The sequence below is a fragment of the Micromonospora sp. CNZ280 genome (assembly GCF_011759515.1).
This window is the reverse complement of the sequence record NZ_JAAOYP010000002.1, coordinates 249,410-272,660: the sequence shown is the minus strand read 5'-3', so window position 1 is coordinate 272,660 and position 23,251 is coordinate 249,410. Positions and strand designations below refer to the sequence as shown.

Sequence of the window (23,251 nt, the reverse complement as noted above, 5' to 3'; positions counted from 1 at the left end):
GTCAGCACCTCCGGGCACGCTCGATCCGGGGTGCCCGCGCCGGGGTCGGCGCGGGCACCCGTTTCAGGGACGGGTGTCGCCTCAGGCGACGCCGGCGGGGTGGCGCCGGCGGCGGGCCAGGATGAGAGCGCCGCCCACGGCGGTGCCGAGCAGCGTCGCGCCGGCGGCGAGTGAGCCGGTGCCGTCCGTTCCGTCGCCGCCTCCGGCGGGTGCCCCGCCGATCGGCGTGACGGTGAAGGTGGCGCTGCCGGCCGAGCTGCCGTCGCCGCAGGTGGCGGTGACCGTGTAGGTCCCCAGGGTGAACCCGGCGGTGAAGAGTTCGGCGCTCAGGCCGCCGCCGGCCGCGGCGGTGGTGGACCGGACGTTGATGTCGCGGTTGGGGCCGGTGACGCGGAAGATCGCGTCGCCGGACTTCGGATTGCAGGTCGTCGCGGTGAGCACGACCGTCCCGCCGACCGGGGTGCTGGCCGGTGACACGATGGTCTCGGCCAGCGCGGCGCCCGGGAGCAGCAGCGTGCCGAGACCCACGCCCACCGCCGCCGATACGAGAACTGTCTTAGCCTTCATACGCGTCTTCCCTCACATTTCGTCCGCTGACTGCGTGGGACGTCGTTCGGGTGGCCAACTCCGTGACTAGCACCGGTGTGCCCAACACTAGGAGGGTTGGCCCCTCGATCCGGTGAAAATGAGAAATCTTCGTTGCCGTCACGTGTCCACCCGGCGGCGGCCGAAGCCGCGGGTGGGAGGCGATACGTGGGACGCGAGCCCCGCGAGGAAAGCCGCCGTTGCGCCCTCGCCGCGGCGTACGCCCGCCTCAGCCGGTACGCCGCCCGGGGCGGACGATGCCGGTCTCGTAGCAGAGCACCACGGCCTGCACCCGGTCGCGCAGCCCCAGCTTCGCCAGGATCCGCTTGACGTGGGTCTTCACCGTCGACTCCTCGATCACCAGTTCGGCGGCGATCTCGGCGTTGGACAGCCCGCGGGCCACCCGTTCCAGCACGTCCCGCTCGCGCGGGGTCAGCTCCGCCAGCCGCCGGCGCAGCGCCGGATCGACCGGCTCGTCGTGGTCGACCATCCGGCTGATCACCGTGCGGGTCACCGCGGGGGAGAGCAGCGCCTCGCCGCCGGCCACGGTGTGGATCCCGGCGATCAGGTGCTCCGGCCGGGTGCGTTTGAGCACGAAACCGGACGCCCCGGCGCGCAGCGCGCCGAAGACGTAGTCCTCGTCCTCGAACGTGGTCAGCACCAGCACCCGGGCCCGGCCGCCCGCCGCCACGATCTCCCGGGTCGCGCTCACCCCGTCCATCCGGGGCATCCGCACGTCCATCAGCACCACGTCCGGGTCGAGCGCCCGGCTCCGCTCGACCGCCTGCCGCCCGTCGGCGGCCTCGCCGACCACCTCGATGCCGTCGTCGACCGACAGCACCGCGCGCAGGCCGGCGCGCATCAGGTCGTCGTCGTCGACCAGCAGCAGCCGCAGCGCGCTCACCGGCCGACCTCGTCGTACGGCAGGCGCGCCCGCAGCCGGAACTCGCCCTGCCCGGACGCGGTCTCCAGGGTCCCGCCCAGCAGGGTCGCCCGCTCCCGCATCCCCACGATGCCGTGCCGCCGCCCCCGCACCCCGGTGTCGGCGGGCGTCGCCGGCGCGGGATTGCTCACCGCGATCTCCACCGCGTCCGCCCGGAAGTCCACCGCGACCCGCGCCGTGCCGCAGCCGTGCCGGGCGGCGTTGGTCAGCGACTCCTGCAGGATCCGGTAGGCGGCCCAGGAGACGCTGCGGGGCAACGGCCGGTCCGGGCCGTTCAGCTCGGCGTCGATGCGCAGGCCGTCGACCCGGTGCCGGTCCAGCAGCTCCTCCAGCGCGCCCGGGTCGGCCGGTACGGGCTCCGCGTCGTCGTCGCGCAGCGCCCGCACCAGCCGCTCCATCTCGACGATGGTGCTGCGGGCCACCTCCTCCACGGTGGCGATGGCGCGCAGCGACCGCTGCGGGTCCCGGCCGTGCGTCAGCCGGGCCGCGCCGGCCTGCACCAGGATCACGTTGACCGCGTGGCCGGCGGAGTCGTGCAGCTCCCGGGCGATGCGGGTGCGTTCCTCGGCCACCGCCAGCCGGCGCTCGCGTTCGATCTCCCGGGCGGCCCGGGCGGCCCGCTCCTCCAGCTCGTCGATCCGCTCCCGGCGTACCCGGAACAGCTCGCCGGCCACCCAGGCGCCCGCGAACGTCAGCGCCCAGGCGCCCATCCCGGAGACCACTTCGTGACCACGGAAGCCACCCGCCGCGTACGCGCCGGCGGCTACCGGGACGAACGCTCCGACGGCGAGGCGGGCGGTCCAACGCCGGCTGGGCCGCGGGTCGCCGCCGTGCACCGCGGCCAGCGTGTAGATCGCGACGACGCAGCTGAACGGGAAGTCCAGCGGGTAGCGCAGCACGAGCAGGGCGGCGGTGCCGACGGCGGTGCCGAGGTACGCCGCCAGCGGCGCCCGGCGCCGGACCAGCAGCGGCAGGCAGGCCGCGGCGACCAGCGCCACGCCGGTGGCGTCCAGGGCGGTCGCGTCCGGCGACGGCGTGCCGATCCCGTCGAGCCCGAGCACCAGCAGCGACGCGGCGAGCACCGACACCGTCACGCCGGCGTCCACCAACTGGTCACGACGGGTCACGACACCGAGGTTAGCGGGGGTGCGGCGGCCCCCGGATCATCCGGCGGGAGCATCCGTCCTCCCTCCCCGGGGGTACGCGGAGATCACCACCCGGGGCGTCGCCGGGTGCGGCCCGGCGCTCCTAGCGTCGGCGGCACCCGTGCACGTCAGGAGGTCGTCCCCGCGATGGTCCAGTCCAGTCCGGCGCCGAGCGCGCCCCCGACAACCCCACCCGCCAGCCGGTTCGAGCGATTGGCCGGCTGGGCCCACCGGCGCCGGTGGCAGGCCCTGCTCGCCTGGTTGGTGACGCTGATCGCGGTCAGCGTCGGCGCACAACTCGTCGGCGCGAACTACCGCAACGACGTCTCGCTGCCCGGCACCGAGTCGCAGCGGGCGCTGGACACGCTGCGCGAGCGGGCGCCGGTCGCGGCGAACACCAGCGTGCAGCTCGTGCTGGCCGACCCGGCCGGGCTGGAGCGGCCGGCGACCCGGGACCGGGTTGGACAGCTGCTCGACCGGGTACGCGCGTTGCCCTCGGTCGCCGAGGCCCGCGACCCGTACGCCGACCCCGGCGCCCTCTCCGCCGACCGGACGGTCGGCTACGCCACCGTGACCCTCGCCGGGCAGGCCGGTGACGTGCCGGACGAGGACGTCCGGCGGCTGGTCGACACCGCCCGGGCGGGCGCCGGCGACGGGCTGCGGGTGGAGGTCGGCGGCGACCCGGTGGTGGCCGTGGAGGAGGGCGGCGGCGGACCGGCGGAGGGCATCGGCCTGCTCGCGGCGCTGGTGATCCTCGTCGTCCTCTTCGGCTCGGTGCTCGCGGCCAGCCTGCCGATCATCATCGCGGTCTTCGCCGTCGGCACCGCGATGGGGCTGGTCCTGCTCGCCTCACACGTCGCGACGGTCGCCGACTACACCACCCCGCTGATGGCCCTGGTCGGCCTCGGCGTCGGCATCGACTACGCGCTGCTGCTCTTCTCCCGCTACCGCGCGGAACTGCTCGCCGGCGCGAACCCCGAGCAGGCCGGACGGCGGGCGGTGGACACCGCCGGTCGGACCGTGCTGTTCGCCGGCACCACGGTGATCCTGGCCCTGCTCGGCCTGGTGGTGCTCGGCCTGGGCTCGTTGCAGGGCGTGGCCGTCGCCGTGGCGGTGACGGTGGCGGCCACCATGGCCGCCGCGCTGGTCCTGCTGCCCGCGCTGCTCGGCATCATGGGCGGCCGGATCGAGCGGACGGTACGCCGGCGAGCCACCCGCCGCCGCGGCGACGGGTCGCGCTGGGCGGCCTGGTCGTCCCTGGTGCAGCGGCATCCGTGGACGGCCACCGTGGTCGCGGTCGGTGCCCTGCTGGCCCTGGCCGTGCCGGTGCTCGACATGCGGCTGGGCATCGCCGACCCGGGCAACGGCGCGCCGGAGCGCACCAGCCGGCAGGCGTACGACCTGCTGGCCGAGGGGTTCGGCCCCGGCTTCAACGGGCCGCTGGTGGTGGTGGTCGACGCCACCCCCGCGCCGGGCGGGAACGCGCGGGCGGCGGCCGAGGCGGCCCGTCCGGCGCTGGCCGCCACGGCCGGCGTCGCCACCGTCGTGCCGCCGGTACCCACCGCTGACGACCGAGTCGCCACCATGATCGTCGTGCCGGACGCCAAGCCGCAGGACGCCCGCACCCAGCAGCTGGTGGACCGGCTGCGCACCGACGTGCTGCCCGGGCTGGGTGGTCCGGGGGTGAGTTTCCTGGTCGGCGGGACCACCGCGGCGACGGTGGACTTCTCGACCGCCGTGGCCGACCGGCTGCCGCTGTTCGTGCTGGTGGTGGTGGGACTCTCCACCCTGCTGCTGGTCCTGGTGTTCCGCTCGCTGCTGATCCCGCTCAAGGCCGCGCTGCTCAACCTGCTCAGCGTCGCCGCGTCGCTGGGCGCGATCACGCTGGTCTTCCAACACGGCGTGCTCGCCGACGCGCTCGGCGTCCAGCCGGGCCCGGTCGAGGCGTTCGTGCCGGTGCTGATCTTCGCGATCGCGTTCGGGTTGTCGATGGACTACGAGATCTTCCTGCTCGCCCGGATGCACGAGCACTGGGAGCAGCACCACGACGCCCCGGGCGCCGTCCGGCACGGCATGGCGACCACCGGCCGGATCATCACGGCCGCCGCCGCGATCATGGTGATGGTGTTCGGCTCGTTCCTGTTCGACCCGGGCCGGATGCTCAAGCAGTTCGGCCTCGGGCTGGCCGTGGCGGTGCTGGTCGACGCGCTGGTCATCCGGTGCCTGATCGTGCCGGCCGTGATGCAGCTGTTCGGCCGGCGCGCCTGGTGGCTGCCCGGCTGGCTGGCCCGGCGGCTGCCCCGGCTCGCCCTCGAACACCGCTGACGGCGACGCCGGGAGGCGGTGCCACCCGGCACCGCCACCCGGCATCTCCTCCCGGCGGTCTGGCTCCGCCGAGCCGGCGCGCAGCGGGCCGGCCGGGGCGCCACGACCCCGAGCCGGGCCGGCGGGTCAGGAGGCGGGTGCGGCGGGCTCGGCCACCGGCTCGGGCAGCGGCTCACCCGTCTCCAGCAGCGTCTTCAGGCTGGCCAGCAGCTCCGGCCAGCCGCCGCTGCCGGCCAGCTGCCCACTGATCGCCCGGTGCATCTCGCTGTCAGGGGAGAAGTCGTCGTGCACCACGGTCAGCCGGACCGCCTCGCCGTGCGGCGTGATCTCGAAGGTCACCTTGGAGCGGCGCTCGCCCAGCCGGGCGGCGAGCTCCTCCTGCGACCAGCCGAAGTACGCGGCGTGCTCCGGTTGGAAGCCGTGCCAGCTGTAGCTGAGCAGCCGGTACGGCTCGGCGGCCAGCACCCGCTGGCCGAGGTCGCGGTACTCGCCGTCCGGGGCGTCCTGCCACAGCACGGGGGAGCCCACCTGCCAGTCGGACTTCAGCGCCACGCCACCCCAGTAGCGGCGGGTGAACGCCGGCTCGATGAGCGCGGCCCAGAGCCGCTCCGGGGTGGTGTTGATGTAGGTCGTGTAGACGAACGTCGGACTCTGCATGGACTCCCGCTCCAATGCTGTCTGCAGGTCGGCGAGCGCGTGGACCCGCTGCCGGTCGTACCGGTTGATCCAGCGGTCGGCGATGGCGTTGATCGGTGCCGGGTTGAGGTAGTGCAACTTCTCCCGGCCGCGGCGCACGGTGGTCACCAGGTTGGCCGCCGCCAACACTGCCAGGTGCTTGCTGACCGACTGCCGGGTCATCGCCAGCCCGGCGCACAGCTCGCGCAGGCTCTGCCCGTTGCGCAGGTTCAGGTCGTCGAGCAGCCGGCGGCGGCTGGCGTCAGCCAGCGCCCGGAACACCTCGTCCACCCCGCACCCCACATATGCAGCCGTTTGGTTGCCTGTCACTATAGGCAACCAGACGGCTGCATGTCCAACCGGGTGTGGGGCGACCCGCTCTCGGGGTCAGGCCTGCCGGAGCAGGTCCACCAGCGCGGAGAGGCCGTCCTCGCCGTGCCCGGCGCGCACCGCGTCGTCGAGCAGCCGGCGTACCGGCTCCAGGAGCGAGGTGCTGACGCCGACCTCGCGGCTCGCCGCGAGCAGGTTCCCGAACGCCGCGGCCTGCATGCCCACGGCGGATCCGTCGGCGGCGTGGTCGCCCGAGTCGACGCCCCGGGCCAGCGCCGGCAGCGCGCCCAGCATCGCGGTCAGCCAGTCGGTCGCCAACGGGGTGAACCCGGTGGCCGGCACGCCCGCCGCGCGGATCATCGCGACCGCGTGCAGATAGCCGCCGAACATCCCGTACATGGCGGCGAGCAGGGCCAGGTCGTGCAGGGAGGCGGAGCCGGGGTCGGCGCCGAGCCAGTGGGCCGCGCCGAACGCGGCCAGCGTCTCCCGGCCGGCCCGGAAGGCCTCCTCCGGGCCGCTGTAGAGGATCAGCGCGCCGGGTTGGCCGATCATCGCCGGCATCGCCATGATCCCGCCGTCGAGGTGGTCCGCACCGTGCGAGGTCGCCCACTCGGCCAGCTGCCGCGCCTGCTCCGGCGTGCCGTTGGTGAGGTTGACCAGGGTGCGGCCGGCGAGCACCGGGGCCACCGGTGCGAGCACCTGCCGGGTGACCGCGTCGTCGAGCAGGCAGACCACCACCAGGTCGCCGGCGGCGACCGCCTCGGCCGCCGTACCCGCCTCGGTGGCGCCGGCCGCGGTCAGCGCCGCCGCCCGGCCCGGCGAGCGGTTCCACACGGTGGTGGGATGGCCAGCGGCGACCAGCGCGCCGGCCAACGCCCGGCCCATCGCGCCGAGCCCGAGCACGGTCACCGGACGACGTGCCGGGGCGCTCACGCGGCCACCTGCTCGTACATCCGGGTCAGCCGGGAGAAGTCGTCGTCGCCGTGCCCGGCACCGACCGCCCGTCCGGCGACGGCGTGGGCGGCCCGGAGCACGCTGGCGTCGATGCCGTGCCCCTCGGCGGCGTCGATGATGTGCGCCATGCCCGCGGCCGCGGAGGCGATGCTGGAGACGTCCGCGACGTGGTCGTCGGCGTCCAACCGCCGGGCCAGGTCGTCGATCAGGTCGGGCAACAGGCCGCCGATGCCCCGGGCGTACGGGGCGAGGTCGGCCGCCCGGATCTTCTCGGCCCGGGCCAGCGCGAATGCGTGCGCGATCCCGCTCATCGCCGTCCAGAAGACGTCGAGCAGGGCAACGTCGTAACCGGCGGCCCGGGCCGGGTCCGCGCCGAGCCAGTGGGCGTCGCCGCCCAGCCGGGCCAGGGTCGCCCGGTGGGCGTGCCAGGTCTTCTCCGGTCCGCTGTAGAGCACCAGTGCGGCCGGCCCGCCGATGGTCGGCGCGGGGGTCATGATCGCCCCGTCCAGGTAGTCGATGCCGTGCCCGGCGGCCCAGTCGGCCATCGCCCGGGCGCGCTGCGGGGTGTCCGCGGTGAGGTTCACCAGGGTGCGGCCGCGCAGCGCGTCGGCGGCCGGCTCGACGATGCCGCGCACGGCGGGGTAGTCGACGACGCAGGCGAGCACCAGCGGGCTGGCCCGGACCGCCTCCTCGACGGTGCCGGCGCGCCGAGCGCCGCGTTCGACCAGCCGGTCGGCCCGGGCGGCCGTCCGGTTCCAGACGGTGGTGGGATGGCCCGCCGCGAGCAGCGCGCCGGCCAGCGCGCGGCCCATCGGCCCGAGGCCCAGCACGGTCACCGGGGCAGGGTCGTGTTCGGTCATGGATCTGCTCCTCACCGGGATCAGGGAAAGGTGGAGGCGCCCGGAGCTGGGCTCTTGCGCGTCCCGCCGGGCAGTCCCATCCTGGGTGCGGTACGCGCGGACCGGCAAGTACCTACTATTTTCTCAGGTACCTACCTTTTGGTAAGTAGGGAAGGGGCGAGGTGAAGAAGCGGACCTACTCGTGCGGCCTGGACGCCGCCGTGGACGTGGTGGGTGGCAAGTGGAAGGCGCTGATCCTCTGGGAGCTGCACCACGGGCCGCGCCGCTTCGCCGAGGTGCGGCGCGGGGTCTCCGGCATCAGCGAGAAGATGCTGATCCAGCAGCTGCGCGAGATGGAGGCGTACGGCCTCGTGCACCGCGAGGTCTACCGGCAGGTGCCGCCCAAGGTGGAATACTCGCTGACCGCCTTCGGCGCGTCGCTGAACGAGGCGCTGATCCCGCTCGGCGAGTGGGGTGAGCGGCACATGGCGACGATCGAGGCGATCCCGCGGGACCAGCCCGAAAAGCGTTCGGAGGTCGCCACACGGGCCCGCTAGGGTCGGCCGGTGACAGAGATCAGAACCCGGCGGCTGTTGCTGCGCGACTGGCAGGAGTCCGACCTCGCGCCCTGGGCCGCGATGAACGCCGACCCCGAGGTCCGCGAGCACCTGGGTCCGCTGCTCACCCCGGAGCAGGCCACCGCCTCCGCCCGGAGGTTCCAGGCCGACCTGGCGCGCGACGGCTTCGGCTTCTGGGCGGTGGAGGTCCGCGACACCGGCGAGTTCATCGCCTTCGCCGGGCTCGACCGGGTCGACCCCGGCATGCCGTTCACCGGGGTCGAGGCGGGCTGGCGGCTGGCCCGCGCCGCCTGGGGGCACGGCTACGCCACCGAGGCGGCCAGCGCCGTGCTGGCGTACGGCTTCGACACCGTCGGGCTGGCCGAGATCCTCGCCGTCACCACCGCCACCAACCTGCGCTCGCAGGCGGTGATGCGCCGCCTCGGGATGACCACCGACCCGGCCGACGACTTCGACGACCCGAGCGTCCCGGCCGGCCCGCTGCGCCGCAGCGTGCTCTACCGCAAGCGCCCCGACCGCTGATCGTCGTCCCGGCTCAGCCCCGTTTGCGGGCCTGGAGGGTGTAGGTCTGCGGCAGCCGCCACGGCCGGTCCCGGAGCCGGTGCTCGCCGTGCCCGTCGCGGACCGTCTGGCCCGGCAGGGCGTCCCACGGCGCGCTGTCGTGCTCGGTCAGCATGGTCAGGTCGAGACCGGCGTCGAGCAGCGCGGTCACGACCTCACCCAGCCCGTGGTTCCACTCGTACGACCGGGTGTGGGTGAACGTCACGTCGGTCTCGACGTACGTGCCGGGCTCGTCCCACACCGTCGGCTCCGGCCGCTCGAAGTACGGGTGCTCGACCGCCAGCAGGCCGTCCGGCCGGGGATCGGCCAGCGCCCAGAGCATCGGGTGGCCCTCCCGCAGGAACAGCCGCCCGCCGGGGCGCAGCAGCGCCGCGACCACCTCGGCCCAGCGGCGGATCTCCGGCAGCCAGCACAGCGCGCCGACGCCGGTGTAGACCAAGTCGAACTCGGCCTCGCCGAGCGCCTGCACGGCGTCGTACACGTCCGCCTGCACGAAGTCGACCGCCGCGCCGGTGCGCTCGGCCAGCCGGCGGGCCTGCACCAGCGCCGCGCCGGAGAAGTCCAGGCCGGTCATCCGGGCGCCGAGGCGGTGCAGCGAGACGGTGTCGGCGCCGATGTGGCACTGCAGGTGCACCCCGCGCAGCCCGGACACGTCGCCGAGCCGGGGCAGGTCGAACCGCACCACCTCGCTGAGGTGCTCGGGATCGGCGACGAAGCGTTCGACGCCGTAGTCCGGCGACGCGGCGTGGGCGGGGGCGCGCTCGTCCCAGCTGGCCCGGTTGACCGTCCGATGGTCGTTCACCGCCAGACCGTCGCACACCCGCCCGCCCCGGGTATGCGCGCCATCGCGTCGCGCCGCGTCGCGCCGCGTCGCGTCGGCGGTCCGGTGCGGTGCGCCGCCGGGCCGCGCCGTCACCGCGTTGTGGTGCCGCGTCCGGCGGGGCAGGCAGGGTCGCGCCGTCATCGTGTCTGCCATGGGCGGGGGCAGCCGGCGCCCACTACTCCCGCAGGCGCTTCAGAGCTGCCCCGTCTGTAGGGGCGCGCGGTGGTGCGTGCGCAGGACGGCCGGTGGTCGCTGGCCCAGTGGTCCTATGCACGGGGCAGCTCGACAGGGCGCGCGGTGTCGTGCGTGCGCAGGACGGCGGTCGTCGCTGGCCCAGTGGTTCTATGCACGGGGCAGCTCGACAGGGCGTGCGGTGTCGTGCGTGAGCACGACGGCCGGCCGTTGCAGCCCAGCGGTCCCATGGACGGGGCAGCTCGACAGGGCGCACCCAGCGCATCAGCCTGCGGGTTCCCGGAGACCGGCCACGAGAGCGACACGGCCAAGCCGCGGCCGTGGCGAGCAGGCCCGGCGACGAGCCGGGGCTGTCGGTCGCATCGTCGCGCTCACCAGGACTGGACGACCTTCCTTTGATCAAAGCAGCGCCGTCAGCGGCCCCAGGGAAATGCGGAGGCCGCGCCTGCTCGCCGCTGGTAGGTTGGCCCGCCGTGACCAGGAACGCGGGGGAGAGCCTGGGGGCGCGGTTCGCCAAGCTCTGGGCGGCGAGCACCATGTCCGCACTCGGCAGCGGCCTGGCCACGGTCGCCGCGCCGCTGTTCGTCGCCTCGCGCACCGACGACCCGCTGGTCGTCGCCGCCGCGTCCGGGGTGGCCTGGCTGCCCTGGCTGCTCTTCGCGCTACCCGGCGGCGTGCTGGTCGACCGGGTCGACCGCCGTCGGCTGATGATCGTCATCGACTGGGTACGGGTCGCCGCGCTGGCTGTGCTGGCGGTGGCCATCATGACCGACCGGGCCGGGGTGGCCCTGCTCTACGCCGTCCTCTTCGTGATCAACACCGGCGAGATCGTGTTCCGCGCGGCCAGCCAGGCGATGGTGCCCGCCGTGGTGCCCCGCGATCTGCTGGAGCGGGCCAACGGCTGGCTCAGCGGCGGCAGCACGCTGATGCACGGGATGCTCGCCGGCCCGCTCGGCGGGTTCCTGTTCGTGCTGGCCGCGAGCAGCCCGTTCCTGGCCAACGCCGTCACGTACGCGGTGAGCGCGGTGCTGCTCGCCCTGATCGCCGGCAGCTACCGGCCCGGCCCGGCGAGCGTCGGCGGCGCGACGGTCCGCTCCGTTCGCGCCGACATCGTCGAGGGCTTCCGGTGGCTGGCCGGGCAACGCCTGCTGCGTACCATGACCGTCCTGATCGGACTGCTCAACCTCACCCTGACCGCCGCGATCGCGGTGCTGGTGCTGCTCGCCGCCGAGCGGCTGCACCTCGGGTCGGTCGGCTACGGCGCCCTGTTCACCTGCATGGCCGTCGGCGGTGTGCTCGGCGCCGCGGTCGGCGACCGCCTGATCGCCCGGATCGGCGCCACCTGGACCATCCGGGTCGGCCTGCTGGTCGAGGCGGGGCTGCACCTGGCCCTGGCCGCCTCGCGCAGCGCGGCGGTGGTCGGGTTCGCGCTGTTCGCCTTCGGCGCGCACAGTTCGCTGTGGAACATCGTCGCCAACTCGCTGCGCCAGCGGCTCACCCCGACCGCTTTGCAGGGCCGGGTGGGGAGCACCATCCTGTTCGTCGCCGCCGGCGGCAACTGCCTCGGCGCGCTGCTCGGCGGGGCGGTCGCGGCGACCTTCGGGCTGACGGTGCCGTACTGGATCGGGTTCGTGGTGGCGGTCGGCGTGTCCGCCGCGACCTGGCGGGTCTTCGACCGGGCCACCGTCGCCCGGGCGTACGCCGCGCCCGCGCCCGACCAGCCGGCCGCGACCGACCGGCCCGCCGACGAGCGCGCCGCGGCCGGCCCGGTCGCCTGACGAGCGGGCGGCTCAGGCCGGGTCGGCCGGCGCGGCGAGGTGCGAGGAACGCCACCAGGCCAGCGTGGCGATGACGGCGACCGCACCGCTGAACAGGAACGGCGCCTCGACGCCCGCCCGGGCGGCGAGCGCGCCGCCGGCCAGCGCGCCCAGCGCCGTGCAGCCGAAGGTGAGCATCCGCGAGGCGGCGACCACCCGACCGAGCAGGCCCTCGGGTACGAGCCGGTGCCGGATCGACAGCGCGGCGACGTTGAGCACCGCGAACGACGCGCTGGTGGTGACGACGACGGCCACGGCGGCGACCCGGTGCGGGGCCACCACCAGCAGCAGCGGCACGCCGGCCGTCGTCGCCAGGGACCAGGTCAGCACGTGTCGGTGCCGGAACCGGGCGATCAACCGGTCGGCGGCGAACGATCCCGCGAGCCCGCCGGCCGCGCCGGTCGCCAACAGCAGGCCGAAGCCGAGCGCGCCGAGGCCGAGGCTCTCCCGCGCGTACAGCACGAAGATCGCGAACCAGGCGCTGTCCGCGGCGGCGACGGCCGCGCCCACCACGACGAGCGTCCGCAGCAGGGGTTGCCGCACCAGCCAACGCAGCCCGGCCAACGCACCACCCCGGGCCGCCGCCGGTCCGGCGGTGCTCACAGCCGCGTCCGCGGCACCTGGGCCCCGCCCGGGGCGGGCCAGGCTCAGCGGCAGGGAAAGCACCAGCATGACCGCCAGGGCGAGCGCCGCGCCGTTGACCGCGAACGGCAGCGCGGCGCCGACCACGAAGAGCAGCGCGCCCACCGGCGGGCCGAGGAACTCGTTGCCCACGATCTCGCCGGCGACCAGGCGGCCGTTCGCCTTCTCCAACTGCGCGCCGGTCACCAGGCGGGGCACCGCCGTCTGGGCGGCGGTGTCGCGCACGGTCTCGCCCACGCCGAGCAGGAACGCGGCGGCGATCACCAGCGGGATCGAGGCCCCGCCGGTCGCCACGGCCGCGGTCAGCACCGCCAGCACCACCACCCGGCCGGCGTCGGCGGCGGCGATGACGGTACGCGCGCCGCGCCGGTCGGCCAGCGCGCCGGCGAGCAGGCCAGCGACCAGCCAGGGCAGGAACTGCGCCGCGGCGACCCCGGCCACCGCCACCGGGTCGTCGCTCAGCGCGGCGGCCAGCAGGGGGAACGCCGCCACCCGGATGCCGTCACCCAGGTTGGCCAACGCGGCGGCGCCCCAGAAGGTCCAGAACGGGCGCCCCAGCGACCGGGACCGCTCAACCATGTCGGCCACCGTAACCGAGCCACCGCCGTCCCGCGGTCCCGCCAGGCCTGGTCCGCCGCGGCTCGGCCCCGTCGGCGTGGGGCGGGCCGTTACCCGGCTGGGCACGCGACCTAGGCTGCCCGGATGACCCGGGCGACGCTGATCCTGCTGTTCGGCCCGGTCGTGGTGGCCGCCGCGGGTGCCGCCACCGGCGCGCTGCTCGGGTACGGCTTCGCGTTCGCCTGGGTGGTGCACTTCGGGCTGATGGCCTGGATCGCCACCTGGGTGGACGCCGCGCGGCCGGGGCTGGGCGGCGACCACTGGCGGATCCGCCGGTGGGAGCCGGGGCTGTACCGACGGCTGGGGGTCGGGGCGTACCGGCGGCTGCTGCGCCGGGTCGGCTGGGAGCGGCTGATGGGGCACTCCTTCGCCGGTACCCGCGCCGCCCTGCCGGCGCTCGACCTGCGTACCCGGCGGTCGGAGTTCGGGCACTCGGTGCTCGCCGTCGCCGCCCTCGGGCTGGCCGGGGCGGCGGCCCTGCTCGGGGCGGGCCCGGCCGCCGGTTGGTTGGCCGGGCTGACCGTGCCGCTGCACGGCTACCCGATCCTGCTCCAGCGGGCGCTGCGGGCCCGGATCCAACGTGTCACAGCCACCACCGAACGGGCCCGGGGAACGGTGTGACACCGTGACCGGGTGAACTCCGCACCGGTCGACGTCGACCTCGCCCTCGTCGGCGGTGGCGGCGCCGCGTCCCTGGTGCTCGCCGCGCTCGATCGGCACGGGGTGCGGGACCTGCGGGTCGCCGTGGTCGACCCGGTGCACAGGCGCGGCCAGGATCGCACCTGGGCGTTCTGGGATCGCCCGGGCACCGATCTCGACCCGGCGCTGAGCGCGAGCTGGCGGCAGGTCGAGGTGGTCACCGCGCAGCGCCGCCGGGTGCTCGACCTCGCCCCGCTGCGGTACGCCATGCTCCGCTCCGGCCCGGTCTACGACCGGGCCGCCGAGGCCGAGCGGCGCCTCGGGGTGACCCGGGTCGTGGCCGCCGCCGACGCCCTCGACGACGACGGCGAGCGGGTGCTGGTCCGCGCCGGTGACGCCCCCGTGGTCCGGGCGTCCTGGGTGCTGGACTCCCGGCCCCGCCCGCCGCGCCGGCCCGGGCGCACCAACTGGCTCCAGCACTTCCGGGGCTGGTGGCTGGCGTCGGACACCCCGGTGTTCGACGCCGACCGCGCGGTGCTGATGGACTTCCGCACCCCGCAGCCGGCCCGGGGCGTCTCGTTCGGATACGTGCTGCCGGTGAGCGACCGCTACGCCCTGGTGGAGTACACCGAGTTCTCGCCCGCGCCGCTCACCGGCGCCGGCTACGACGCGGCCCTGGTCGGCTACCGGGACCTGCTCGGCCTCGATCCGGCCCGGCTGACCGTGCGGGAGGTGGAGGACGGGGTGATCCCGATGACCGACGCGCCGTTCGACGCCCGCCCGTCACCCCGGGTGGTCCGTCTCGGCACGGCCGGCGGCGCGACCCGCCCCTCCACCGGCTTCACCTTCTCCGCCATGCGCCGGCAGGCCGATCAGGTGGCCCGGGCCCTGGCGGCCGGGCGGCCACCGGTGCCGGCACCCGCGTACCCCCGACGGCATCGGTGGATGGACGCGGTCGCGCTGCGCGCGCTGGACCGGGGCGGGGTGAGCGGCCCGGACTTCTTCGACCGGCTCTTCGAGCGCAATCCCGCCGAGCGGGTGCTGCGCTTCCTCGACGGCGCCACCAGCCCGGTCGAGGAGTTGGCGGTGATGAGCTCCACCCGCCTGCCACCGATGGTGGCCGCCACGGCGGGCGACGCCGCCGACCGGCTGCGCGCCCGGCTCGCCCGTAACCAGCGGAGCCGTTAGGCCAGCGACCCGGACGTCCCGGGCAGGCGGCGGATCAGGCGCCGGGTGCGAGGCCGGCCGGGGCCTGTCCGCCGCCGAGCTGGCTGCCGTCGGCCAGCTCGCGCAGCCGCTCACCGTCGAGTCGCAGCACGTCGATCTCGTCCAGGGATCGCGCGCGCAGCCGGCGGTAGAAGCGCAGCGCCGGATCGTTGGTACGCAGCACCCACCACTCCAGCCGGCCGCAGCCCCGCGCCACGGCCAGCGCGGCCAGATGGGCGAGCAGCGCCCGGCCGACCCCGCCGCCGCGCTGCTCGGGCCGGACGTACAGGTCCTCCAGGTGGATGCCGGGGCGGCCCAGCACCGTGCTGTAGGTGGGGTAGAACAGCGCGAACCCGACCGGCTCGTCGTCGACGGTGGCCACCACCGCCTCCGCCACCGGACGCGGACCGAACAGCGCCCGGGCCACGTCCGCCGGCTCGGCACGGACCTCGCCCGGGAAGTTCTCCGCCTCGGCCAGCTCCACGATGAACCGGTGCAGCGTGTCGGCGTCGCCCGGCTCGGCCGGCCGGATCACCGTGCGCCCGGCGCGCCCCACCTCGTCGAAGGTCGTGCGTGCCTCGGCCCGCAGGCCGTCCCCGATCACCGTCACGGTTACCCAGCCTGCCAGAATGCCGCCGCGCGGGGCGCGGGCTTTTCGCCTGGCGGGACGGTGGCGGTTCCGCCGCCGCCGGTCAGTCGGTGAGCAGCCGCTCCCGTAGCTGGGTGATCGTCTTCTCGGACACGCCGAGCCGGTCGGTGACGTAGCCGTGCACCGAGCCGTGCGCTGCCCGCAGGTCGGCCAGCACGAGTTCGATGATCTCGGCCGGAGCCCGGCCGTAGCCGGGCCAGAGCAGGGTGCGGCCCGGATGGGCGGCCCGCCAGTCGGCCACCAACCGCTCGGTGGCCAGTTCGGTCAGCGCGAAGTCCGTGGCGATCTGCTCGTCGTCGACACCGAGCAGGGTGAGCAGCAGGGCGGCCAGCAGGCCGGTGCGGTCCTTGCCGGAGGCACAGTGGAAGACCAGTGGACCGTCGGCGTCGGCGACCACCTCCAGCGCCTCCCGCAGCTCGGCCGCGCCGTCCTCGGCCACCTCGGCGTAGCGGTCGGCGAGGTAGCGCCATGGGTCGACGGCCGGGTCGATGGTGGCCTGGTCGTACGGGCGGTGCTCGATGCTCAGGTTGCGCCAGGCCAGACCGTCGTGGTGCGGCACCCGGCCCCGGGCCTCGATCTCCCACGGGTAGCGCAGGTCGATCACGGTACGCACGCCGAGCTCGCGGAACCGGGCCAGGTCGGCGCCGGCCAGCTTGCCCAGCGAGTCGGACCGGTAGAGCTGACCCCACCGTACGGTGCGGCCGTCGCCGGTCCGGTAGCCGCCCAGGTCCCGGAAGTTGTGCAGGCGCTGAAAGGTGATGTGCCGCTCCACCGGCCGACCCTAGCTGACGCCGCGTGGCGCAGGCCCGCGCAGCCGGTTCGGCGTCGGCACCGGGTAGGTTGCCGGCATGGTGGACGGGACGACCGGCAGGGTCGTGCAGATCTGGACCGACGGCGCGTGCAGCGGCAACCCCGGCCCGGGCGGCTGGGGCGTGCTGCTGCGCTACGGCAGCCACGAGCGGGAGCTGCACGGCGGCGAGGCGACGCCGACCACCAACAACCGGATGGAGCTGATGGCCGCCATCCAGGCGCTGGAGAGCCTGACCCGCCCGGTCACCGTCGAGCTGCACACCGACAGCACGTACGTGCGCAACGGCATCACCAGCTGGCTCGCCTCGTGGAAACGCAACGGCTGGCTGACCGCTGCCAGGCAGCCGGTGAAGAACGCCGACCTGTGGCAGCGGCTGGAGGCGGCCTGCGTCCGGCACCAGGTCACCTGGCTGTGGGTGAAGGGACACAACGGACACCCGGAGAACGAGCGGGCGGACGCGCTGGCCAACCGGGGGATGACCGAGGCCCGCGCCGCGGCGGTGCCCGCCGGCCGCTGACGGCCGCGACCCGCCATGAGCGGCCGCGACACCCCGATGGTGGTTGGGCCGGCGCGGCGGTCCGGAGCGGACCGCCGCGCCCCGAACCACCGCGACGCCGCCGGCCGGCGGGGTGGTCAGCGGGTCGCGTCCGGGTGGCCGGGCATGGTCGAGCCGCCGCTGCTGGTGCCCGACGCCCCGCCCGCCACACCGGAACCGTCGTCCTCGGTGACGATGTCCGGCTTGATCTCGGTGTCGTCCGGGGCCGGAACGTCGGTGTCCGCCCCGACCTGGACCAGCCGGGCCTGGCCGGCCTCGTCCTCGGCGTGCTCCGGGTCGACCGGCTGTACGCCCTGGCGTGCCCGATATCCCACCGTCGCCTCCCCGTTCGTGCCGTCGGTCAGCCGGCTACCCGACCGCCCGGCAGCGAAACGTCGGGCTCGGCACCGGTGGGCCGGCCGGGCCGCGACCGCGCCTCAGCGCCGCCGGGCGGTGCGGGCCGGACGGCCGCCGGACGCCCGTCGTACCGGGGTGAGTGGCAGCGCCGACCAGTGCGCCGGCCGGACGAGCGTCGCCGGCAGCCCGGTGTGCCGGTCGCCACGGGCCGCGTCGAGCTGGGACTGGTGCAGGAAGAGGCTGCCGGACAGGTCGGCCCCACGCAGGTCGGCCCCGCGCAGGTCGGTGCCGGTCAGGTCGGCCAGGCGCAGGTCCACCCCGCGCAGATCCGCCCCGATCAGCAGCGCGCCGCGCAGGTTGGCCGCGCGCAGGTCGGCGCGACGCAGGTCGGCCCCGAACAGCCGACCGCCCCGGTGGTCGGGGCCGGGCCGGCCGGCGCGGGCCCGCACCAGGTCGCCGGTGCGCGACAGCAACGCGTTCACCCGCCCCCGGTACGCGTCGACGTCCAGCCCGAGCAGCGTCTCCGGGTCGGCGTTGGTCAGCCGGGTGGTCTCGGTCAGGGCGGCCGCCAGCTCGTCGGGCAGCGGCCGCGGCGGGCGCAGCGCGACCGCCTGGGTCAGGTACCAGAGCAACTCGTGCAGCGGCCGCATCACGGCGAACGTGTCGAACATCCGGGCGGCCGTCTCCGGGGCCTGCCGCCAGTCCCGCCCGCCGAAGGTCACCTGGGCCACCTGCTGGCCGGCCCCGAAGCAGTCGAAGACCGTGCAGCCCGGGAAGCCCCGGTCGCGCAGCTGGGTGTGGATGCCGCAGCGGAAGTCCGACCGGAGGTGCCGGCAGGGCTGGCCGGCGGGCTTGTCGACGGCGAAGTCGGCGGATGCGGCGAAGGCCGGCGCGACGCAGCAGAGCCCGAAACAGCGGGCGCAGTCGGCGCGCAGCTCACCGGCCGACGACGGGGCCTGGGCGGTTTCCGACACGCTGACCGTTCTCCTGCCGATCCGGGACCTTCCCGCCCGGCGGCGGCGCGGGCGGACCCACCCATTGTCCCAGCCCCGCCGGTCAGCCCTCGGGCGGCTCCGCCGCGTGGGCGGCGCGGGGCGCCGGGGTGCGGTCGTTCGCCCGGCGATGTGGCACCAGCCGCAGCACGGTGCGGGTGCCGTCGGCCCGGCCGTACTTCTGATCGAAGAGCCGGGCCACCACCGGGGGCGGGATCGGGTCGCCGTCGGCCGGCTCCGCCAGCCCGAACACCCCCGGGGTACGCGCCGGCGGCCGGGCCCGCACGGTCAGCGGCCGGACCAGCTTGAACGCCTGGCAGTCCAGGTAGTGCTGCCCGTCCACCGTCACGTACGGCACCTGCATCTCGACCAGGTCGGAGTCCTTGTCCTGGAGGGTGACCGTGGTGGTCCAGTAGCGCTCCAGCGACGAGGTGGCCTGCTCGTGCTCCCACAGCTCCTCGAACCGGGCGTGCACGAACCCGCCCCATGGGCTGTCCATGTCCACCTCCAGCTGCGGGACGTTGAACGACAGCTTGCCGATCGGGAAGAACGAGATCAGCGCGTGCCCGTCCCACTGGTAGAGCTGGATCGAGGGGGAGGCGTCGTAGATCCGTACCTGGAACCGGCGGGCCAGCTTCGGCCGCAGCCGTAGCGACTCCTGGAACGCGGCGAGGTGGCGCAGGTTGGCCCGGATCTGCCGGGGCACGTCCACCCGCTGCCGTTCCAGCTCCTCCGAGCGCTGCTGCGCGGCGGTGCAGTCCGGGTCGAGCAGCAGCAGCTGCACCTCGGCGCCGGACTCCAGGGCCGCCTCGACCGCCCGCAGGGTCTCCGCCCGGTGCTGGTCCTCCAGCAGGATCGTCCAGGTGTCCAGGATCCGCACCCGGCGGCCGGTGCGGCACAGCCGGTCGACGAACGCCTTCTGGTCGAAGCTGAGGTGCTCCTGCACCCGGGCTCTGCGGGCCTCCTCGAACAGCGGGTCGAAGATGACGTACGAGATCGCCGCGAGCACCACGCTGGCCCCGAGGTTGAGCAGCAGGTCACTGGCGAAGCCGGTGCTGCGCCAGGCGGCCAGCAGCATGACCGTGGCGACGACCAGCAGCCCGCCGCCGCCGACGAACGCCCGCCGCTGCCGGCCGGTGCGCCCGCCCCAGCGACGCCGCCCGCCCGCCCCCGCCATCCGGCCCCCTCGGCGTCGCGCCGGTCGTGCCGGCCTGCGTGATCACCCGGAAAGCGGAGGATACGTTGCCGGGATCCGCGCGCGCTGTCCCGTTCACGACCGGTCCGCTCGCTCCACCGGGCACCCGCGTCGCTGGCCGGGTCCGGCGAGGCGGTGCGGCGCCCGCCGCGGGGGCGGACGCCGCGCGACGTACGGGTCAGAACGCGAACAGCGATCCGGTCTCGCGCAGCAGCGCGCAGCGGTTGCCGAAGGTCTTCACCCAGGACACCGGCTGGTCCTGCCAGAAGCCGAGCGCGCGGGCGGTCACCGGCGCGTACTCCAGGGTGCACGGCCCCGGTTCGGGGGTCATCGCGCCGAGGTCGCCGTCCACGGCCGCCACCGCCTGGCAGGCGGTCGTCGCCGCGGGGTGCGTCCCGCCGGCCGGGTCGCAACGCAGTGCGGCGGCCCGCGGTTCGCCGTGCACGTGCGGCAGGACGGTCAGCAGCAGCACCGAAATGGGCCGGTCGGGAGCGGCGTGCGCGGCGCGGGGGGTGGTCGCGGCGGTGAGCGCGCCGGTGGCCAGGACGGTCAGCGCGAACAGGGCGGCGACCCGCTGGACGAAGGGCATGGTGTGTCCTTCCGGTCGAGGCCCCGGGTAGGGGCCGGCGGTCGGCCCGGCCGTCGTGTGACCGGGCCGCCGACCACGCTAGGTGGACACTGTGAACCGGAATCATCACCAACTGTTACGAGGGCTTGACCTGCCGCCAGTCGTCCGACCGCAGCGCGTTGGCCTGCGGGCCCATCGTCAGCATGCCACCGTCCACCGGCCAGGAGGCTCCGGTGACGTACGCGGCGGCGGGGGAAGCCAGCAGCGCGACCACCGCGGCCACCTCGCGGGCGTCACCCGGCCGCATGCCCCGCGCATTACCCCGCCGCATGCGGATACAACCATCCGTCGAGGTCGGTCCAGCCAGGGGATTGTCGGCGGCCGATCGCTCTGACATCCTCCAGCGTGGACGCTGCCAGTGACGGTCGCCAATCCCGCGCCGCGCTGCGGCGACCCCGACTCGTGCCGGAGGGACCCTCGTGAAGCGCAGACGTCGCCATCTCTTCGCAGGACTAGCGGTCGCCGCCCTGGTGGCGTCGACGGGTGCCGCCGGCATCCACTTCACCGGCGCCGAGGTGCCGGCCGCCGCGGCGGTGGGCGACGGCGAGATGCCGGGCGCCACCGGCGCCCACCTCGACCGGCTGCGCCAGGCGGTGCCCGGCAGCGACGGGATGTCGCCCGAGGGGCCGGGCAACGCCGCCCAGCAGGAGTTCCTGGAGCGCGCCTACCCGGCCGACTCGATCAGCATCGCGCAGGTCGACCGCTCCAAGGCCGCGTACGCCGCCGCCGAGCGGCGCCTGCGCGGCGGCCAGAAGTGGACCAACGTCGGGCCGAGCGAGGCGCTCTACCCGTTCACCGAGTACCGCAACGCCTACAACTACGTGCCGGACGAGTACGTCGCCGGCGGGCGGGTCACCTCCATCGACATCGCCCCGGACTGCAACGCGCTGCTCTGCCGGGCCTACGTGACCCCGGCCGGCGGCGGCGTCTGGGGCACCCTGAACGTGCTCGCGCCCGAGCCGAAGTGGTTCTACCTCGGCGGGCCGCTGGGCATCAACGCCGCCGGCTCGGTGAAGATCGACCGTAACGACAAGACGGGCCTGACCATCTACGTCGGCACCGGCGAGGCGAACACCTGCGGCTCCGGCTGCGTCGCCGGCGTCGGCCTGTACAAGTCGACCAACGGCGGCCTGACCTGGCAGGGCCCGCTCGGCAAGGACGTGCTCGCCGGCAAGGGCCTCGCCGAGATCACCATCGTCCCGGGTCAACCGAAGACGCTCTACGTCGCCACCACCATCGCGTTGCGCGGCATGTCCAGCTCCTGCTGCACCGGCGTCACCCGGCCGGTGCCGGACGCCGCCAAGTGGGGCCTGTACAAGTCCACCGACGGCGGCAAGAGCTGGCGGTTCATCCACAACGGCTCGGCCGACGCGACCCAGTGCACCGGCAGCGCCGCCGAGTACAACAACACCGCCGCCTGCTCGCCGCGCGGGGTGCGCTACGTCAAGCTCGACCCGCGCGACTCGAACATCGTCTACGCCTCCTCGTACGCCCGCGGGGTGTGGCGCTCGCCGGACGGCGGCGCCACCTGGACGCAGATCAAGCCCTCGCTCAACGCCGCGCTCTTCCAGACCCGCGCCGCGATCGACGTGACCGCCCTGCCGAACGGTAAGACCCGGATGTACGTCTACGAGGGCAACTTCGGCAACCCCTACTCGCGGCTGTTCCGCAGCGACGACGTGGCCGCCGGGACGCCCACGTTCACCGACCTGACCAGCGCCAACCCGGCCGACCCGGGCTTCGCCACCTACAACCAGTGCACCGGCCAGTGCTGGTACGACGTGTTCGTGCACACCCCGGCCGGGCACCCGGACATCGTCTACACCGGCGGCTCCTACGTCTACGGCGAGACGGTGGCGCACAAGCGGGCCGTGGTGCTCTCCACCGATGCCGGGGTCAGCGGCACCGACATGACCTACGACGGCACCGACGAGCTGCACCCCAACGGCCTGCACCCCGACCAGCACGCGCTGGTCACCAACCCGCGCAACCCGTACCAGTTCTTCGAGGCCAACGACGGTGGCGTGATGCGCTCCAGCGGCCAGTTCGTGGACCGCTCGGCCTGGTGCGACAACCCGGCCCGAAACCTGACCACCCAGGCGCAGAAGGACCGCTGCCGGCAGCTGCTCTCGCGGATCCCGTCGAAGCTGGACGGCATCAACAAGGGCATGACCACCCTGCAGTTCATCAGCCTCTCGGTCAGCCCGCACGACCACCGGATGCTGCAGGGCGGCACCCAGGACAACGGCACCTGGGAGAACAAGGGCCAGCGCACCCGCTGGGTGAACACGATGATCGGTGACGGCGGGGCGTCCGGCTTCGACGTCGGCCGGCCGGAGTTCCGGTTCCACACCTACTACGACGCCACCCCGGAGGTGAACTTCAACAACGGCGACATCGGCAGCTGGATCTCCATCTACGACGGCGTCTTCGGCCAGGCCGGCACGCTCTTCTACGCGCCCGTGATCAGCGACCCGAAGGTCAGCGGGACGATGTTCGCCGGCACCGCCCGCTCGGTGTACCGCACCAAGACCTTCGGCCTCGGTGACCGGACGATGGAGGAGGCCAACCGGATCTGCAACAGCTGGACCGGCACCTTCGAGGCCCGGTGCGGCGACTGGGAGCAGCTGGGCAGCGTCGGGCTGACCGACGCCGCCTGGGGCGACCGGGCCGGCGGCGCCGTCTCGGTGGTCCAGCGGGTCGCCAGCGACTCCTCGACGGCGTACGCGGCCACCAGCACCGGCCGGGTCTTCGTCACCCGCAACGCCGACGCCGAGCCGGCCGCCGCGGTGACCTGGACCCGGATCGACACCGCCAGCACGCCGAACCGCTTCGTCACCAGCATCCACGTCGACCCGGCCGACCCGGCCCGGGCGTGGATCTCCTACAGCGGGTTCAACTCGAACACCCCGGCCACCGTCGGGCACGCGTTCGAGGTGCGGCTGGCCGGCGCCGGGGCGACCTGGGCCGACCGCTCGTACGACTTCGGCGATCAGCCGATCACCGACCTGGTCCGCGACGACGTCACCGGCGACCTGTACGCGGCCACCGACTTCGGTGTGCTGCGACTGGCCAAGGGGACGACGAGCTGGGTCAAGGCGGCCGGCGGGATGCCGAACGTGGAGATCGCCGGGCTCACCATCGTGCCGGGCAAGCGGATCCTCTACGCCGCCTCGCACGGGCTCGGCGCCTGGCAGCTCCCCCTGAGGTAG

General features: G+C 74.7%; 23 protein-coding genes. 8 read left to right on the top strand and 15 right to left on the bottom strand.

Features of this window, described 5'->3' with window-relative positions:
* Positions 1-81: 81 nt before the first annotated feature.
* The 3 genes from FHX32_RS16295 to FHX32_RS16285 all read right to left on the bottom strand — a co-directional run bounded on the left by FHX32_RS16295 (position 82) and on the right by FHX32_RS16285 (position 2,655).
* Positions 82-567 carry a hypothetical protein gene (locus tag FHX32_RS16295; protein ID WP_167183447.1) on the bottom strand — a complete coding sequence of 162 codons (486 nt, stop codon included), beginning with the start codon at positions 565-567 and terminating at the stop codon, positions 82-84.
* Between the two features lie 247 nt (positions 568-814).
* Positions 815-1,489, bottom strand: a complete 675-nt coding sequence (locus FHX32_RS16290; protein ID WP_167183444.1) for a response regulator transcription factor — start codon at positions 1,487-1,489, stop codon at positions 815-817.
* Positions 1,486-2,655: a histidine kinase gene (locus tag FHX32_RS16285; RefSeq protein WP_167183441.1), complete on the bottom strand. Its 1,170-nt coding sequence runs from the start codon at positions 2,653-2,655 to the stop codon at positions 1,486-1,488. The genes FHX32_RS16290 and FHX32_RS16285 overlap by 4 nt, the downstream gene beginning before the upstream one ends.
* A 165-nt stretch (positions 2,656-2,820) precedes the next feature.
* On the opposite strand from FHX32_RS16285, the gene FHX32_RS16280 reads away from it, so the two are divergent.
* On the top strand, positions 2,821-4,998 hold the full coding sequence (locus FHX32_RS16280) for an MMPL family transporter (RefSeq protein WP_167183438.1): 2,178 nt from the start codon (positions 2,821-2,823) through the stop codon (positions 4,996-4,998).
* A gap of 126 nt (positions 4,999-5,124) precedes the next feature.
* On the opposite strand, the gene FHX32_RS16275 is transcribed toward FHX32_RS16280, so the two are convergent.
* The 3 genes from FHX32_RS16275 to FHX32_RS16265 form a co-directional block, all read right to left on the bottom strand.
* Positions 5,125-5,964, bottom strand: coding sequence for an ArsR/SmtB family transcription factor (locus FHX32_RS16275; protein WP_109899446.1), 840 nt, complete (start codon positions 5,962-5,964; stop codon positions 5,125-5,127).
* A gap of 96 nt (positions 5,965-6,060) precedes the next feature.
* Complete coding sequence (locus FHX32_RS16270) at positions 6,061-6,936, bottom strand: imine reductase family protein (protein ID WP_167183435.1); 876 nt, start codon at positions 6,934-6,936, stop codon at positions 6,061-6,063.
* A complete protein-coding gene (locus FHX32_RS16265; protein WP_167183432.1) occupies positions 6,933-7,817 on the bottom strand; it encodes an imine reductase family protein in 885 nt (294 codons plus the stop codon). The genes FHX32_RS16270 and FHX32_RS16265 overlap by 4 nt, the downstream gene beginning before the upstream one ends.
* Before the next feature lie 161 nt (positions 7,818-7,978).
* On the opposite strand from FHX32_RS16265, the gene FHX32_RS16260 reads away from it, so the two are divergent.
* Together FHX32_RS16260 and FHX32_RS16255 are read left to right on the top strand one after the other, a co-directional pair.
* Positions 7,979-8,353: a winged helix-turn-helix transcriptional regulator gene (locus FHX32_RS16260; protein ID WP_167183429.1), complete on the top strand. Its 375-nt coding sequence runs from the start codon at positions 7,979-7,981 to the stop codon at positions 8,351-8,353.
* A gap of 9 nt (positions 8,354-8,362) precedes the next feature.
* Complete coding sequence (locus FHX32_RS16255; protein WP_167183426.1) at positions 8,363-8,896, top strand: GNAT family N-acetyltransferase; 534 nt, start codon at positions 8,363-8,365, stop codon at positions 8,894-8,896.
* A gap of 13 nt (positions 8,897-8,909) precedes the next feature.
* On the opposite strand, the gene FHX32_RS16250 is transcribed toward FHX32_RS16255, so the two are convergent.
* Positions 8,910-9,737 carry a class I SAM-dependent methyltransferase gene (locus tag FHX32_RS16250; protein WP_167183423.1) on the bottom strand — a complete coding sequence of 276 codons (828 nt, stop codon included), beginning with the start codon at positions 9,735-9,737 and terminating at the stop codon, positions 8,910-8,912.
* A gap of 686 nt (positions 9,738-10,423) precedes the next feature.
* Here FHX32_RS16250 and FHX32_RS16245 point away from each other — a divergent pair.
* On the top strand, positions 10,424-11,728 hold the full coding sequence (locus FHX32_RS16245) for an MFS transporter (protein WP_486481130.1): 1,305 nt from the start codon (positions 10,424-10,426) through the stop codon (positions 11,726-11,728).
* Between the two features lie 12 nt (positions 11,729-11,740).
* Here FHX32_RS16245 and FHX32_RS16240 read toward each other — a convergent pair whose 3' ends face one another.
* Entirely contained in the window at positions 11,741-12,988 is a 1,248-nt protein-coding gene (locus tag FHX32_RS16240; protein WP_167183420.1) for an MFS transporter, read from the bottom strand.
* A 123-nt stretch (positions 12,989-13,111) separates the two neighbouring features.
* On the opposite strand from FHX32_RS16240, the gene FHX32_RS16235 reads away from it, so the two are divergent.
* Positions 13,112-13,648, top strand: coding sequence for a glycosyl-4,4'-diaponeurosporenoate acyltransferase CrtO family protein (locus FHX32_RS16235; protein ID WP_167183417.1), 537 nt, complete (start codon positions 13,112-13,114; stop codon positions 13,646-13,648).
* 12 nt (positions 13,649-13,660) lie between these two features.
* On the top strand, positions 13,661-14,854 hold the full coding sequence (locus FHX32_RS16230) for a lycopene cyclase family protein (RefSeq protein WP_167183414.1): 1,194 nt from the start codon (positions 13,661-13,663) through the stop codon (positions 14,852-14,854).
* A 34-nt stretch (positions 14,855-14,888) separates the two neighbouring features.
* On the opposite strand, the gene FHX32_RS16225 is transcribed toward FHX32_RS16230, so the two are convergent.
* A complete protein-coding gene (locus FHX32_RS16225; RefSeq protein ID WP_208418815.1) occupies positions 14,889-15,482 on the bottom strand; it encodes a GNAT family N-acetyltransferase in 594 nt (197 codons plus the stop codon).
* 82 nt (positions 15,483-15,564) lie between these two features.
* Positions 15,565-16,293: a tyrosine-protein phosphatase gene (locus FHX32_RS16220; protein WP_167183411.1), complete on the bottom strand. Its 729-nt coding sequence runs from the start codon at positions 16,291-16,293 to the stop codon at positions 15,565-15,567.
* Positions 16,294-16,369: 76 nt separating this feature from the next.
* On the opposite strand from FHX32_RS16220, the gene rnhA reads away from it, so the two are divergent.
* Positions 16,370-16,849 carry a ribonuclease HI gene (gene rnhA, locus FHX32_RS16215; protein ID WP_167183408.1) on the top strand — a complete coding sequence of 160 codons (480 nt, stop codon included), beginning with the start codon at positions 16,370-16,372 and terminating at the stop codon, positions 16,847-16,849.
* Positions 16,850-16,965: 116 nt separating this feature from the next.
* Here the strand turns inward: rnhA and FHX32_RS16210 are convergent, their stop codons facing one another.
* From FHX32_RS16210 to FHX32_RS16190, 5 genes are all read right to left on the bottom strand, one after another.
* Positions 16,966-17,202, bottom strand: a complete 237-nt coding sequence (locus FHX32_RS16210; protein WP_167183405.1) for a preprotein translocase YidC — start codon at positions 17,200-17,202, stop codon at positions 16,966-16,968.
* Positions 17,203-17,304: 102 nt separating this feature from the next.
* The gene (locus tag FHX32_RS16205; protein ID WP_167183401.1) at positions 17,305-18,198 is read right to left on the bottom strand and encodes a pentapeptide repeat-containing protein; all 894 of its coding nucleotides are present in this window, start codon (positions 18,196-18,198) and stop codon (positions 17,305-17,307) included.
* An 82-nt stretch (positions 18,199-18,280) separates the two neighbouring features.
* Positions 18,281-19,393 (bottom strand): DUF5919 domain-containing protein, encoded by a 1,113-nt coding sequence (locus tag FHX32_RS16200; RefSeq protein WP_167183398.1) that lies wholly within the window; start codon positions 19,391-19,393, stop codon positions 18,281-18,283.
* 196 nt (positions 19,394-19,589) lie between these two features.
* Positions 19,590-20,000: an SSI family serine proteinase inhibitor gene (locus FHX32_RS16195; RefSeq protein WP_167183395.1), complete on the bottom strand. Its 411-nt coding sequence runs from the start codon at positions 19,998-20,000 to the stop codon at positions 19,590-19,592.
* Between the two features lie 115 nt (positions 20,001-20,115).
* Positions 20,116-20,310 carry an SDR family oxidoreductase gene (locus FHX32_RS16190; RefSeq protein WP_486481129.1) on the bottom strand — a complete coding sequence of 65 codons (195 nt, stop codon included), beginning with the start codon at positions 20,308-20,310 and terminating at the stop codon, positions 20,116-20,118.
* A gap of 148 nt (positions 20,311-20,458) precedes the next feature.
* Here FHX32_RS16190 and FHX32_RS16185 point away from each other — a divergent pair, with 148 nt between their 5' ends.
* Positions 20,459-23,251, top strand: coding sequence for a sialidase/neuraminidase family protein (locus FHX32_RS16185; RefSeq protein WP_167183392.1), 2,793 nt, complete (start codon positions 20,459-20,461; stop codon positions 23,249-23,251).

What these genes read in the sequence shown, in the direction of transcription:
- rnhA (WP_167183408.1), top strand. Translation starts at nt 16,370, where the DNA reads ATGGTGGACGGGACGACCGGCAGGGTCGTGCAGATCTGGACCGACGGC.
- FHX32_RS16280 (WP_167183438.1), top strand. Translation starts at nt 2,821, where the DNA reads ATGGTCCAGTCCAGTCCGGCGCCGAGCGCGCCCCCGACAACCCCACCC.
- FHX32_RS16240 (WP_167183420.1), bottom strand. Translation starts at nt 12,988, where the DNA reads ATGGTTGAGCGGTCCCGGTCGCTGGGGCGCCCGTTCTGGACCTTCTGG.
- FHX32_RS16190 (WP_486481129.1), bottom strand. Translation starts at nt 20,310, where the DNA reads ATGCGGCGGGGTAATGCGCGGGGCATGCGGCCGGGTGACGCCCGCGAG.
- FHX32_RS16235 (WP_167183417.1), top strand. Translation starts at nt 13,112, where the DNA reads ATGACCCGGGCGACGCTGATCCTGCTGTTCGGCCCGGTCGTGGTGGCC.
- FHX32_RS16295 (WP_167183447.1), bottom strand. Translation starts at nt 567, where the DNA reads ATGAAGGCTAAGACAGTTCTCGTATCGGCGGCGGTGGGCGTGGGTCTC.
- FHX32_RS16195 (WP_167183395.1), bottom strand. Translation starts at nt 20,000, where the DNA reads ATGCCCTTCGTCCAGCGGGTCGCCGCCCTGTTCGCGCTGACCGTCCTG.
- FHX32_RS16200 (WP_167183398.1), bottom strand. Translation starts at nt 19,393, where the DNA reads ATGGCGGGGGCGGGCGGGCGGCGTCGCTGGGGCGGGCGCACCGGCCGG.
- FHX32_RS16265 (WP_167183432.1), bottom strand. Translation starts at nt 7,817, where the DNA reads ATGACCGAACACGACCCTGCCCCGGTGACCGTGCTGGGCCTCGGGCCG.